The organism is Pseudomonas sp. SK2 (assembly GCF_016772395.1).
Taxonomy (GTDB): Bacteria; Pseudomonadota; Gammaproteobacteria; order Pseudomonadales; family Pseudomonadaceae; genus Aquipseudomonas; species Aquipseudomonas taiwanensis.
The window spans coordinates 4,264,810-4,277,939 of record NZ_CP061944.1 but is presented as its reverse complement, the minus strand read 5'-3'; the positions used below and the strand labels follow the sequence as shown (position 1 = coordinate 4,277,939).

Annotated in this window: 11 protein-coding genes; 4 read left to right on the top strand and 7 right to left on the bottom strand. The window is 62.1% G+C overall.

Going from position 1 to position 13,130, the window contains the following annotated elements:
• Positions 1 to 22: 22 nt before the first annotated feature.
• Complete coding sequence (gene arcD, locus IF103_RS19220; RefSeq protein WP_023382107.1) at positions 23 to 1,450, bottom strand: arginine-ornithine antiporter; 1,428 nt, start codon at positions 1,448 to 1,450, stop codon at positions 23 to 25.
• Between the two features lie 429 nt (positions 1,451 to 1,879).
• On the opposite strand from arcD (IF103_RS19220), the gene arcD (IF103_RS19215) reads away from it, so the two are divergent.
• A complete protein-coding gene (arcD, locus tag IF103_RS19215; protein WP_027906577.1) occupies positions 1,880 to 3,307 on the top strand; it encodes an arginine-ornithine antiporter in 1,428 nt (475 codons plus the stop codon).
• Here the strand turns inward: arcD (IF103_RS19215) and IF103_RS19210 are convergent.
• From IF103_RS19210 to gap, 6 genes are all read right to left on the bottom strand, one after another.
• Positions 3,287 to 3,709, bottom strand: coding sequence for a YbaN family protein (locus IF103_RS19210; RefSeq protein ID WP_202675581.1), 423 nt, complete (start codon positions 3,707 to 3,709; stop codon positions 3,287 to 3,289). The genes arcD (IF103_RS19215) and IF103_RS19210 overlap by 21 nt on opposite strands.
• Positions 3,710 to 3,762: 53 nt before the next feature.
• Positions 3,763 to 4,359, bottom strand: coding sequence for a biliverdin-producing heme oxygenase (locus IF103_RS19205; RefSeq protein ID WP_104881320.1), 597 nt, complete (start codon positions 4,357 to 4,359; stop codon positions 3,763 to 3,765).
• Between the two features lie 143 nt (positions 4,360 to 4,502).
• Positions 4,503 to 7,094, bottom strand: a complete 2,592-nt coding sequence (locus tag IF103_RS19200; protein WP_104881321.1) for a TonB-dependent receptor — start codon at positions 7,092 to 7,094, stop codon at positions 4,503 to 4,505.
• Between the two features lie 178 nt (positions 7,095 to 7,272).
• A complete protein-coding gene (locus IF103_RS19195) occupies positions 7,273 to 8,235 on the bottom strand; it encodes a FecR family protein (RefSeq protein ID WP_027906574.1) in 963 nt (320 codons plus the stop codon).
• Positions 8,236 to 8,326: 91 nt separating this feature from the next.
• Positions 8,327 to 8,839, bottom strand: a complete 513-nt coding sequence (locus tag IF103_RS19190; RefSeq protein ID WP_104883350.1) for an RNA polymerase sigma factor — start codon at positions 8,837 to 8,839, stop codon at positions 8,327 to 8,329.
• 188 nt (positions 8,840 to 9,027) lie between these two features.
• Positions 9,028 to 10,029 (bottom strand): type I glyceraldehyde-3-phosphate dehydrogenase, encoded by a 1,002-nt coding sequence (gene gap / locus IF103_RS19185; protein ID WP_023382100.1) that lies wholly within the window; start codon positions 10,027 to 10,029, stop codon positions 9,028 to 9,030.
• Between gap and IF103_RS19180 the strand changes: the two genes are divergently transcribed.
• The 3 genes from IF103_RS19180 (at position 10,028) to IF103_RS19170 (ending at position 13,077) form a co-directional block, all read left to right on the top strand.
• Entirely contained in the window at positions 10,028 to 10,222 is a 195-nt protein-coding gene (locus tag IF103_RS19180; protein WP_148299931.1) for a hypothetical protein, read from the top strand. The two genes, gap and IF103_RS19180, sit on opposite strands and share 2 nt — an antisense overlap.
• Before the next feature lie 72 nt (positions 10,223 to 10,294).
• Complete coding sequence (gene edd, locus IF103_RS19175) at positions 10,295 to 12,121, top strand: phosphogluconate dehydratase (protein WP_023382099.1); 1,827 nt, start codon at positions 10,295 to 10,297, stop codon at positions 12,119 to 12,121.
• Positions 12,118 to 13,077 (top strand): glucokinase, encoded by a 960-nt coding sequence (locus IF103_RS19170; protein ID WP_023382098.1) that lies wholly within the window; start codon positions 12,118 to 12,120, stop codon positions 13,075 to 13,077. Before edd ends, IF103_RS19170 begins: the two co-directional genes overlap by 4 nt.
• Positions 13,078 to 13,130 lie beyond the last annotated feature (53 nt).

Here is a 13,130-nt window from a genome sequence, read left to right as displayed (position 1 = left end):
TCCAATTGAACGAAGACGTGGATCAAAGCGTCAGGAAGCCGTCGTACAGGCCATAGGCTGCCACCAGAGCACCGATGACCACGGCGGCGAAGATCAGCTTTTCCACGTTGGTGAAGACAGGTCGGCCAACTTCACGCTTGGCCTTGGCGAACAGGATCACGCCCGGGGCATACAGCAGCGCCGAGAGCAGCAGGTATTTCACACCGCCGGCATACAGCAGCCAGATGGCATACAGCAGCGCGATGGCGCCGATGATCAGGTCTTTCTTGCGTTCGGCCAGGGCCTGTTCATAGGTTTCGCTACGCAGGGCCAGCAGGAAGGCATAGGCCGCCGACCACAGGTAAGGCACCAGGATCATCGAGGTGGCGAGGTAGATCAGCGACAGGTAGGTACTGCTCGAGAACAGCGTGATTACCAGGAAGATCTGCACCATGGCGTTGGTCAGCCACAGGGCATTGGCCGGCACCTGCTTGGCGTTCTCGCGGCGCAGGAACTCCGGCATGGTGTGGTCTTTGGCGGCGGCGAACATGATTTCGGCGCACAGCAGTACCCACGACAGCAGGGCACCGAGCAAGGAGATGACCAGCCCGACGCTGATCAGCACGGCACCCCAGTGGCCGACCACATGCTCGAGCACCGCAGCCATCGATGGGTTTTGCAGCTTGGCCAGCTCTGGTTGGGTCATCACGCCCAGCGACAGCACATTGACCAACACCAGGAACAGCAGCACCGTGATGAAACCGATGACAGTGGCCTTGCCGACGTCCGAGCGTTTTTCCGCACGAGACGAGAAGATGCTTGCGCCTTCGATGCCGATGAACACCCAGACGGTGACCAGCATCATGTTGCGCACCTGATTCATCACGCTGCCAAGCTCTGGCGTGCCCAGGGCCCAGATGTCGGCGGTGAAGATATCGAGCCTGAAGGCGAACAGGCAGATCAGGGCGAACAGCACCAGCGGCACGACCTTGGCCACCGTGGTCACCAGGTTGATGAACGCCGCTTCCTTGATGCCGCGCAGTACCAGGAAGTGTACTGCCCAGAGCAGGACCGACGCGCCGACGATGGCGGCAGGCGTATTGCCTTCGCCAAAGATCGGGAAGAAGTACCCCAAGGTACTGAACAGCAGGACGAAGTAGCCGACGTTGCCCAGCCAGGCACTGATCCAGTAACCCCAGGCCGAGGAGAAGCCCATGTAGTCGCCAAAGCCCGCCTTGGCGTAGGCGTACACCCCGCCATCCAGGTCAGGCTTGCGGTTGGCCAGGGTCTGGAACACGAAGGCCAGGGTCAGCATCCCCACGGCGGTGATGGCCCAGCCGATCAACACGGCACCGACACCGGCGCTGGCCGCCATGTTTTGCGGCAGCGAGAAGATGCCGCCGCCAATCATCGAGCCGACGACAAGTGCAACTAACGCACCAAGTTTTAGTTTTCCGGACGAATCAGACATTTAACAACTCCTACCAGGAGAAAGTTGACGTCAGAGTAAATCTGACGCCTGGATCATTAGCTGACGTGGGTCAGCTGATGACGACGTGAAGTGGGAAAATTCCTTCACGTAGCTCCTGGAGCGTGCCGACAGCTCTGCTGCAGGCCTCGTGCGCTGGCACCTCCATGTCTTTCTAGAGCAAACGCTCTGTTCAGCCTGCGAAGTCTGAAACTAGCCGCTTTTGCCGCTTTCGCAAATTTTTCACGATAATTTCGAGTGCTATCACTTTCTTTTCTGGCGACCTCTCAATGGCGGTTTTTTCCGCAGGCTTGGCATAGACAACGCAGTTCTGAGTGCTATAGCTTTAATGGCTTGCGCTCATATAAACCGGCTTTGTTATATGAGTGTGTAGCTGTTTCAAATGAATGACAGCGCACAAGAAGGAGGCCCATGAGCGAACCGGGACAAAAGCTGCGCCTTGGCGCATTGATCGCGTTGGTGGTCGGTTCGATGATTGGTGGCGGCATCTTCTCGCTGCCGCAGAATATGGCGGCCCGCGCCGATGTCGGTGCCGTGCTCATCGGTTGGGCCATCACTGCCGTGGGCATGCTGGCGTTGGCCTTCGTGTTCCAGACGCTGGCCAACCGCAAGCCGGAGCTTGACTCTGGGGTGTACGCCTACGCCAAGGCGGGCTTTGGCGAGTACATGGGTTTCTCCTCGGCCTGGGGTTACTGGATCAGTGCCTGGCTGGGCAACGTCGGCTACTTCGTCCTGCTGTTCAGTACCCTGGGCTTCTATTTCCCCGTGTTCGGCGAGGGCAACACGCCGGTGGCCATCGGTTGCGCCTCGCTGTTGCTGTGGGCGGTGCACTTCCTGGTACTGCGTGGCATCAAGGAAGCGGCATTCATCAACCAGGTGACCACGGTGGCCAAGGTGGTGCCGTTGCTGATCTTCATCGTGATCGCCGCCTTCGCTTTTCGCGCCGACATCTTTACCCGCGATATCTGGGGCTTGAGCAACCCGCAGTTCGGCAACGTGCTGAACCAGGTGCGCAACATGATGCTGGTGACGGTGTTCGTGTTCATCGGTATCGAAGGCGCCAGCGTGTACTCCGGTCGTGCGCAGCGCCGTTCGGATGTCGGCAAGGCCACGGTGATCGGCTTTCTCGGCGTACTGGCGCTGTTGGTGTTGGTGAACGTGCTGTCTCTGGGGGTAATGACCCAACCAGAACTCGCCGGCCTACAGAACCCGTCGCTGGCATCGGTTCTCGAGCATATCGTCGGGCCGTGGGGGGCATTGCTGATCAGTATCGGCCTGGCGATCTCGCTGCTTGGGGCCTTGTTGTCCTGGGCCTTGTTGTGCGCCGAGATTCTCTACGCCACGGCGCGGGACAAGACCATGCCGCGATTCCTGGCGAAGGAAAACGCCAACCACGTGCCCGCAAACGCGCTTTGGCTGACCAACTGCATGATCCAGGGCTTCCTGCTGATTACCCTGTTCTCGGCCGGTACGTATACCAGCCTGATCTACCTGGCATCGTCCATGATCCTGGTGCCGTACCTGTGGTCGGCGGCTTATGCGGTGTTGCTGGCGCTGCGTGGTGAAACCTATTCCGGCCAGGGCGCACTGCGGCGCAAGGACCTGCTGGTGGCGATGGTGGCGCTGCTCTATGCGATCTGGCTGCTGTATGCCGGTGGGCTCAAGTATTTGCTGCTGTCGGCGCTGCTGTATGCCCCGGGGGTGATTCTGTTCGCCCGCGCCAAGCGAGAGCAGGGGGAGGTCTTGTTCACCACCTGGGAAAAGCTGATTTTCACTGCCGTGCTGGTGGGGGCGGGGTTGGCGGCGTATGCCCTGTATTCAGGGTTGCTGAGCCTGTGATGCTTCAGTGTCGAGCGCTGCTGCTCGCTCGGGGCGTGACCAGATCCACAGGTTGCCGAGCGTCATGCCGGCAATGGCCAGGAACACCGGCCAGCGGTGTTCGAGAAAAATCAGCATCAAGGCCGCACACACCAGCATGCTGAAGGTGGCGCTGATCTTGGCGCGACGCTGGATCACCTTGCCATTGCGCCAGTTGCGCAGAATCGGCCCGAACACCCCATGATTCTCCAGCCAGGCCGAGAGGCGCGGGGAACTGCGGGTGGCGGCCCAGGCGGCCAGGAGAATGAATTCGGTGGTTGGCAGACCGGGAATGACGATCGCGACCAGGCCGATGCCCAGGCTGACATAAGCCAGGGTGGCGTAAAGCAAGCGGGACAGTTTCGAGCGGGCAGGTCGTGTCATGGTCTCACTGCGAAAAACGGTTGGCCACCGCAAGGGTGGCCGGGTAGAGCGTATCAGGCCAGCGCAGCATCGGCGGCGTAGGCGTGCTTAAGCAGTTCGGTGAAGCGTTCGAATGCCGCGACAGCACCGCGTTCGACAGCAGCATCTTCCTCGGCCGACAGCTCCAGGCCATCGAGTATACGCGTGAATTGCTTCCAGCCTTCGGCGCGACCGCCGACCGGCTCACCCAGGTGACGTGCGCCGAAATGGTCGGACAACCCCAGCGCCACGGCGCGCTTGATCAGAAACGCGGCGCCCAGTTTGGAGCCTTCGGAGACGAAGATCCAGCCCATGGCTTCACCCAGGCTGGGGTTTTGCAGTGCACCGGGCGCTGGCGCTGGCACCGGCGTATCGAGGTCAGCGAGGTCCAGCCTGGCCTGCTCGGCGCGGCAACGCGCGGCGAGGTCCGGGACGATGGCGATCAGTTTCGGATCGTTGTACAGCGCCTGCAGTTCGGACTGGAACAGGTACTGGGCAGCGACGAAGCGGGCGAAGCTTTCGCGGGTATCGAACGGTGCGTGGGATTGGACCAGGGCGTCCAGATCGGAGTGGGGGGCCTGGGTTACTTGGTTCAGTCGCTTGGAGCGCAGGGCTGGGCGTTCGGTGGTCATGGGCAATCCTTGGGAAATTTGGGCTTCTAATGACATAACGAAGCAGCGTGCATTGGAGCGTAAACGTTTTTGTCAGTGATGGCCCTATCGCCGGCAAGCGGGTTCTTGCAGGTGCCGTGCGATAGGGTAACCAAAACGGGTGATCAGATGTCCCAGACCACATTGATGGCGAAGTTACGCCCCGGCATGGTGAGGCGATCGAGGTTGGCCGGCTGGGTCACCGCCGCTTCGCCCTGGCCGTCGTAGCTGCGTACCGAATCCCACTGCCAGTACTTCTTGTCGGTGAGGTTATACAAGCCGGCGTTGAGGGTGACGTCGTCGGTCACTTTGTAGAAGCCGGTCAGGTCCAGGACACCGTAGCCTGGTGTGCGGAATTTCGTGCTCGAACCGTCCGGAGCATAGAAGGCGGTGTCGTCCACGCGAGTCTTGCGCTTGACCAGCGTCCAGCTCAGCAGGCCGCCGAAATTCGGCTGCTCGTAACCCAGTCCGAACACACCGGTCAGCGGGTTGACGGTATTCAGCGGTTGGCCGGTGTCGTCGTTGCGACCATAGGCATAGGCGATCGACGTCTGGGTGTACAGGCCCTGCGGCGCGCCGAAGTGGTCCAGGTTCAAGCGGCCCTTGAATTCGGCGCCCTTGATGGTGGCATGCCTGATGTTGTTGGCCTGGAAGGTCTGCTCCAGGTTGGCGCTTTGCACGGCGTCCTCATCGATGAAGTCGCGGTACTTGTTGTAGAACACCGCCACATCGAAGTGACCGGCATCGAAGTTGCCGCGCAGGCCGGTCTCGTAGCTCTTGCTTTTTTCCGGCTCAAGCCCAGGGTTGCCCTTGACGCTGTAGCCCAGGGTCTGGTTTTCGAAGCGGCCATACATGGACTTGGCGGTCGGTGTGCGGAAGCCTTCGGCGTATTGGCCGTACCAGGTGTAGTTGTCATTGAAGGCATAGGTGATGCCGAACTTGGGCGACACGCGGTGCCACTTCTTGTCCGAGTCGTCGCTGTCGGTAGGTGCCGAGGTGCCGGAGCCTTGCAGGCCGCGCAGGTACGCTTCGGTGAACTTGGGCTCCATGCGGGTGTAGTCATAGCGAGCGCCGGGCATGAACGTCCAGTTGTTCCAGCGGATCTCATCCTGGGCGAACAGGCTGTAGGTGTTGACGGTTGGGTCCGGGAAATCGCTGACCAACACCTGGCCGTCACGCGAACTGTCCTGGCCGACGAAGGTGCAGGAGCCTCCGATGTTGAGGCAGGTGCCGGTGCCGCTGCGCGAGCCGGTGACCTTTTCGTGTTTCACGGTGGTGCCGTATGTCAGCACGTGGTCGGTCTGGCCGAGGCTGAAGGCCTTGTCCAGCTGCGCATCGAACACCCACTGGCGGTCCTTGTAAGTGGTCTGGCGTTCGCGCATAACTTCACGGCCCGATGCCGCGTACAGTTCGTCGGTGCGCTGGTCGGTCTTGGCGATTTGGTAGTTCAGGCTCCACTTCACATGGTCGGCGACCAGGCTGTCGAGACCGAACTGGTGATCGATGCCGAAGCGTTCCCGGGTGATGGTGTCGTTACCCTGACGCATGCGATAGGCGTTCATGCCGCCGAAGCCCGGAATGAACGGTCCGCCCACGGCGCTGAGGATATTCTGGTCGCGGTCATCCTTGTAACGCTCGTAGGTGAAACCCAGGCGTGCATCGTCGGCATAGTCCCAGCCCAGTTTGGCCAGCACGTTGGTGGTACGCGCATCCTGCGGGTTGGCTTCGGTGCGGTCCAGGCCGGTGCCGCCGTGGCTGCCGTAGGACTCGGTCTCGTGGCCATTGCGCTGGCTCAGGTGCAGCAGAGCGTCGAAATCGCCCTGGCGACCGGCCACCGTGGCGGAGGTCAGCCAGCTGTCGTCGGCCGAGCTGTAGCCGGTCTTCAGGCGCACACCGGCGTCCTTGCCGGGCTTGATGATGTCGTCCGGGTCGAGGGTGAAGTAGCTTACCGCGCCACCGATGGCGTTGCTGCCGTACAGCACTGAGGCTGGGCCACGCAGAATCTCCACCCGCTTGACGATCTCTGGGTCTACATAATTGCGCTGGGTCTGAGCGTAGGGGCCATAGAAGAAACTGTCGGGAATGGACACGCCATCGACCTGGGTGAGGATGCGTTCACCGTCGATGCCGCGGATGTTGTAGCCGTTCAGGCCACTGCGCTGGCCGGTGCCAGCCACCGAAACACCTGGCTCGTAGCGCACCAGGTCCTGGATGTTGTTGACGTTTTGGCGGTCCAGCTGTTCACGGTTCTGCACGGTCACGGTGCTGGGCACCTGGCTGACTTCCTGGGCGCTGCGGGTGGCGCTGACGGTCAACTGCTGCAGGGCGATGGCCTTACCGGCCGACTGGCGCTCGAGCACCACGTTGCCGTTGCCGATCTTGCGAAAGCCCAGGCCGGTGCCATGCAACAACTGCTTGAGCGCAGCATCTGGCGGCAGAGAGCCTTGCACGCCTGGGGAGGCGATCCCCTCGGCCAGCGGCGCGCTGAACCCGACCTGCCACCCGGTGACCTGGCTGAACGCATTGATCGCCGCCACCAGCGGTTGCTGGGCAATGTCGAAGCGGTAGTCGCCCATGCGCGGGCTACTGGCTTGGGCCGGCTCGGCGGCCAGCGCCGGCAAGCAGCAGGCGCCGCTGGCAAGCAGGGCCAGGGTCAGTAGGGACAATTGCCCGGTACGGCGGGGAAGGGTGGACGGACGAGCTGGGGCTGTGGACATCGAAAGCGCTCCCTGACGCGCGAACTGTTATAGGTGATGTCTGTTCTCGTTTTTAAACAAGAATCAGTTGCATTGGCTATAACGTGACGGGCGGGGTGCTGCGATCGCGTAAAAATAATCTGGCCGTCGGTGATTCGGCTTGGCGACGGATTGCGGCGATGGGGCCAGGGCAGGATTTCTAGTTGAGAATGACCAGGGCCGGGTACTCATGCAACTGGGCCGACGTGATATGAGCCAGGGCACGCAAGGTTTCCAATGGCTGATCGAGGCGGTAGTTGCCAGTGACGGCTACATCGTCCAGCTGGCTGTTGCGGTTGATGATCCAACCGGGGTAGTAGCGCCGGACCTCCGCCAGCACCTGGCTCAGTGGGCAGTTTTCGAACACCAGGCGGCCGTCGACCCAGGCCAGGTCCTTGTCCATGTCTGGACGTTGGCGCTGGCCGAACCCTTTGGGGCCGACACTGATGCTGTCGCCAGCATTGAGGCGGATACGCTCGTCGCTGGCAGCCAGCAAGTCCACATCGCCACGCTGGACGCGCACCTGGGCTTCGCCATCGAGGTAGCGTACGGCGAAATCGGTGTCCCGCACCTGGGCGCGTAGTGGGCCTGCCTGCACTTCCAGCGGCAGTTGGGCGCCGCCGGGTACCTGGAAGTAAGCCTCGCCTTGTAGCAGCCGCGCGATCGACCGGCCGTCGCGCTGGTCGCTGGCCAAGGCTGAATGGGTGTTGAGCAGCACCTTGGCGCCACCGTCCAATGCCAGCCGCTGACGTTCGCCAACCACGGTCAGATGATCGGCTTGCAGGCGTATCGGCAGGTTGCCGAAGGCGAACAGACCCACCATCAGGACGGCAGCGGTGGCCAAGGGTTTCCAGTGACGTCGCAGGCGCCCATGCAAGGAGCGGCGCTGCTCCTGGTTCAGTTGCAGCGCCGCCTTGCGCAAAGCGGCACCATTCCACAGCGCCTCTGCTTCGACATAGGCCTCGGCGTTTTCCGGCGCGGCGCTCAGCCATGCCTCGAAGGCACGGGTATCGTCTTGGTCAGCGCATTGCAGGCGGATGAGCCAGTCCAGCGCCTCGTCCATGGCACGGGCACGGGCGTCGGGCCCGGCAGGTGACGAGTGAGTGACGGGGCTGTCGGTCACGGGTAATCCTTGAAATGATTTTCCACGAATGATCAAGGCTTGGGTCAGGCATGGCAAGGGCCTGGCCGTGCCAATCAGGCGGGCGGTCGGCTTACTTGAGGCGGTCGGCCACACCCATGCAGATGGCCATGATCAGCTTCAGTTCCTTCTGTACCGTGCTGGCCGAGACGTTCAGTTGCTCGGCGATTTCCAGGTAGCTGGCGCCCTGCAGGCGGCTGAGAATGAAGATGCGTTGCTGGCGAGGGGTAAGCTGGCCAAGGCTCACGCTCAGGCGTTTGAGCATCTGTTCGGCGTAGGCGGCGTCTTCGCTGCTGCTGGTCGGTGCGGCGACGTTGTGCAAGACCTCTTCGGGCACGTCATCGACCAGGGTACGCGACTGCATCCGGCGCGTACGCAGGTGGTCCAGTGCCAGGTTGCGCGCGGTCTGGAAAACGAACGGTTCCAGGTGTTCGATGGGACGCTCGCTCAGAGCACGGGAAACCCGCAGGTAGGTTTCCTGCAGCAAGTCCTCGGCGGTGCTGGGGTTGCCCACCATGCGCTGCAGGGTGCGCAGCAAGCTAAGGCGCTGAACGAGGAAGACGGAGTTGAACCGGGACTGACTCACGGTGGGACCTGGCCGATGAAAAGTTAATGATAATGCTTATCATCCGCTCGCAGGGTCAAGCCCGAAAGTGTTAGTAAAAGGTAAAGATTGTCGGCAGTGCAGTTAAATGAGTTGCTGTAGAGGCCTCTCGCGAGACAAGCCTGCCTGCTCCCACTGGGAGCAGGCTTGCCGGCGACACGGCCGAGGGATCAGCGCGCGCTGCACAAAGCCAGGCAGTTATCCAGCATGCGGTTGGAGAACCCCCACTCGTTGTCGTACCAGGCCAGTACCTTGAGCATGCGTCCGTTGGCGCGGGTGTGGTTGGCGTCGAAGATCGACGACAGCGGGTTATGGTTGAAGTCGCACGACACCAGCGGCAGGGCGTTGTAGCCCAGCACCTTGGAATGCCGGCTCGCCTCCAGGAACAGTTGGTTGACCTCGTCGCTGCTGACCTCGCGCTTGAGGTTGACGGTGAGGTCGACCAGCGACACGTTGATCACCGGCACTCGCACGGCCATGCCGGTGAGCTTGCCGGCCAGTTCCGGGAGTACCAGGCCGACCGCTTCGGCCGCGCCGGTCTTGCTCGGAATCATCGACTGGGTGGCCGAGCGTGCCCGGTACGGGTCGCTGTGGTACACATCGGTCAGCACCTGGTCATTGGTGTAGGCGTGGATGGTGGTCATCAGCCCTTGCTCGATGCCGAACTCACGGTGCAGCACCTGGGCGATCGGCGCCAGGCAGTTGGTGGTGCACGAGGCATTGGAGATGATCTGGTGCGAGGCGCGCAGGATGTCGTGGTTGACGCCATAGACCACGGTGGCATCGGCGCCCTTGGCCGGTGCCGAGACAATCACCTTGCCGGCTCCCGCGGCCAGGTGGGCAGCCGCCTTGGCCCGTTCGGTGAACAGGCCGGTGCATTCGAATACCACGTCGATCGCTTCGGCTTTCCAGGGCAGTTCGGCCGGGTTGCGGATGGCACTGACGGCGATGCGGTCGCCGTTGACCGTGATGCTCTCATGGTCTGCCTCGACGATGGCGTCGAAGGTGCCATGCACGCTGTCGTATTTGAGCAGATGGGCGTTCATCGCGCTGTCACCCAGGTCGTTGATGGCGACGACCTGCAAGTCCTGGCGGTAGCCTTGGGTATACAGTGCGCGCAGGACATTGCGCCCGATGCGGCCGAATCCATTGATCGCGATACGAAGGGTCATGGCATTACCTCTGGCAGTCCGAGTGAAGCTTGTGGCAAAAAGGAGCTTCACTGAAACGGTTTTGTTGTTGGAATTACAAGATTATTCACTGGCAGATAGAAAACAAGCCTTTTTGATGGCAGTATTTTGTTTAAATATACAACGAGTGGTTGGGAAAGCCCCTTTGTCGATGCGTCAGGCCCTGTTTCCATGAGCCTAGGTGGCAATCGTTTGAAGGGGAAATGCCCCGGTAAACCGCCCTTACCGTTAGTCTGGAGTCCAGTACATGCATCCGCGCATCCTTGAGGTTACCCAACGGCTGGTCGAGCGCAGCCGTGCCACCCGTGAACGCTACTTGCAGCTGATTCGAGGGGCGGCGACCGACGGACCCATGCGTGCCAGCCTGCAGTGCGCTAACTTCGCCCACGGTGTGGCCGGTTGCGGCGCTCAGGACAAGCAAAGCCTGCGAATGATGAACGCGGCCAACGTCGCCATCGTCTCGGCCTACAACGACATGCTCTCGGCGCATCAGCCCTATCTGCACTTCCCCGACCAGATCAAGCGAGCCCTTCGTGAGGTCGGCTCGGTCGGCCAGTTCGCAGGTGGCGTACCTGCCATGTGCGATGGCGTGACCCAGGGTGAGCCGGGCATGGAGTTGGCCATTGCCAGCCGCGAAGTGATCGCCATGTCCACAGCGGTCGCCCTGTCGCATAACATGTTCGACGCCGCATTGATGCTGGGTATCTGCGACAAGATCGTGCCCGGATTGATGATGGGGGCACTGCGCTTCGGGCATCTGCCGACCATCTTCGTGCCAGGTGGCCCCATGCCCTCGGGTATCTCCAACAAGGAGAAGGCCGATGTGCGCCAGCGTTACGCCGAGGGCAAGGCCACCCGCGAGCAGCTGCTGGAATCGGAAATGAAGTCCTACCACAGCCCCGGGACCTGCACCTTCTACGGCACCGCCAACACCAACCAGCTGGTCATGGAAGTGATGGGCCTGCACCTGCCGGGAGCCTCGTTCGTAAACCCTTACACCCCACTGCGCGAGGCGCTGACTGCCGAGGCCGCCCAGCAGGTCACCCGGATGACCAAGGCCAGCGGCAACTTCATGCCCTTGGGCGAAATCGTCGATGAGAAAGCGCTGGTCAATTCCATCGTCGCCTTGCATGCCACCGGTGGCTCCACCAATCACACCCTGCACATTCCTGCCATTGCCCAGGCGGCGGGCATTCAGCTGACGTGGCAGGACATGGCCGACCTGTCCGAGGTGGTGCCGACCTTGTCTCACGTCTATCCGAACGGCAAGGCTGACATCAACCACTTCCAGGCGGCGGGCGGCATGTCGTTCCTGATCCGCGAGCTGCTCGATGCCGGGCTGCTGCACGAGGACGTCAACACCGTGGCTGGCCACGGCCTGCGCCGTTATACGCAGGAGCCGTTCCTGGAGGATGGCAAGTTGGTATGGCGCGAAGGCCCGACTCAAAGCCTGGACGAAAGCATCCTGCGTCCGGTGGCGCGGCCGTTTTCGGCCGAAGGTGGCCTGCGGGTGATGGAGGGCAACCTCGGCCGTGGTGTGATGAAGGTGTCAGCCGTGGCGGCTGAACATCAGGTCGTCGAGGCTCCGGCCCGGGTGTTCCACGACCAGCAATCCCTGGCCGATGCCTTCAAGGCCGGCGAGCTGGAGCGCGATTTCGTTGCCGTGGTGCGCTTCCAGGGGCCACGTTGCAATGGCATGCCAGAGCTGCACAAGCTGACGCCGTTCCTCGGGGTGCTGCAAGACCGCGGCTACAAGGTGGCACTGGTGACCGACGGGCGCATGTCCGGTGCTTCGGGCAAGATCCCGGCAGCGATCCACGTTTGTCCCGAAGCCTTTGACGGTGGCCCGCTGGCACGGGTGCGCGATGGTGATATCGTGCGCGTCGATGGTGTCGAAGGCACGCTGCGGGTGATGGTTTCCAATGAGGAACTGGCCAGCCGCGATCTGCCGCCAGCGCCCCAGGGCAACGACCTAGGCTGCGGGCGCGAGCTGTTCGGCTTCATGCGTATGGCGTTCAGCCCGGCCGAGAAGGGGGCAAGCGCCTTTACCTCGGCTCTGGAGAACCTCAAATGAAGGCATTGCTGGTCGGCGACATCGGTGGCACCAATGCACGTTTTGCCCTGTGGCGCGACAACCAGCTCAAGGCCGTGAAGGTACTGGCGACAGCGGACTACACCAGCCCCGAACAGGCCATCGAGGCTTACCTGGCCGAGCAGGGTATCGCCCGCGGCGGCCTTGAGGCCGTGTGCCTGGCAGTGGCAGGGCCTGTGAGTGGCGACGAGTTTCGCTTCACCAACAATCACTGGCGCCTGAGCCGTAGCGCCTTCTGCCAGACGTTGCAGGTCGAACGGTTGCTGCTGCTCAATGACTTTTCCGCCATGGCCCTGGGGATGACCCGCCTGCGTGAAGGCGAGTTCCGCGAGGTTTGTCCAGGGACGCCAGACCTCTCGCGACCCGCGCTGGTCATCGGCCCGGGAACGGGTCTGGGAGTCGGTAGCTTGTTGCGCCTGGAGGATCAGCGTTGGCTGGCTTTGCCGGGCGAGGGCGGGCATGTTGACCTGCCGGTGGGCAATGCCCGTGAAGCGGCTATCCATCAGCAGATCCACAGCCAGATTGGCCATGTGAGCGCCGAGACCGTGCTCAGTGGGGGGGGGCTGGTGCGCTTGTATCAAGCCATTTGCGCGCTGGATGGCCAAGCCCCGCGACACAAGACCCCTGCCGAGGTCACCGACGCCGCGCTGGCCGGTGAGCCACGGGCGCTGGAGGTGATCGAGCAGTTCTGCCGGTTCCTCGGACGGGTGGCCGGTAACAATGTTCTTACCTTGGGCGCGCGGGGCGGAGTCTATATTGTCGGCGGTGTGATTCCGCGTTTTGCCGAGTTGTTCCTGAGCAGCGGTTTTGCCACGAGCTTCGCTGACAAGGGCTGCATGAGCGGTTACTTCGCTGGCGTCCCGGTGTGGTTGGTGACGGCTGAGTTTTCCGGCTTGCTGGGCGCCGGGGTGGCGTTAGGGCAGGCGCTGGATCACTGAGTTTCCAGAAAAGGGGCGCTGTTGCGCCCCCGATTGGCAGAGAGGAGCCGGCT

Excerpts from the sequence above, each read along its gene's own strand:
- edd (WP_023382099.1), top strand. The coding sequence starts at position 10,295 with ATGCATCCGCGCATCCTTGAGGTTACCCAACGGCTGGTCGAGCGCAGC.
- IF103_RS19200 (WP_104881321.1), bottom strand. The coding sequence starts at position 7,094 with ATGTCCACAGCCCCAGCTCGTCCGTCCACCCTTCCCCGCCGTACCGGG.
- arcD (WP_023382107.1), bottom strand. The coding sequence starts at position 1,450 with ATGTCTGATTCGTCCGGAAAACTAAAACTTGGTGCGTTAGTTGCACTT.
- arcD (WP_027906577.1), top strand. The coding sequence starts at position 1,880 with ATGAGCGAACCGGGACAAAAGCTGCGCCTTGGCGCATTGATCGCGTTG.
- IF103_RS19205 (WP_104881320.1), bottom strand. The coding sequence starts at position 4,359 with ATGACCACCGAACGCCCAGCCCTGCGCTCCAAGCGACTGAACCAAGTA.
- gap (WP_023382100.1), bottom strand. The coding sequence starts at position 10,029 with ATGACCCTTCGTATCGCGATCAATGGATTCGGCCGCATCGGGCGCAAT.
- IF103_RS19170 (WP_023382098.1), top strand. The coding sequence starts at position 12,118 with ATGAAGGCATTGCTGGTCGGCGACATCGGTGGCACCAATGCACGTTTT.
- IF103_RS19210 (WP_202675581.1), bottom strand. The coding sequence starts at position 3,709 with ATGACACGACCTGCCCGCTCGAAACTGTCCCGCTTGCTTTACGCCACC.
- IF103_RS19180 (WP_148299931.1), top strand. The coding sequence starts at position 10,028 with ATGGCATTACCTCTGGCAGTCCGAGTGAAGCTTGTGGCAAAAAGGAGC.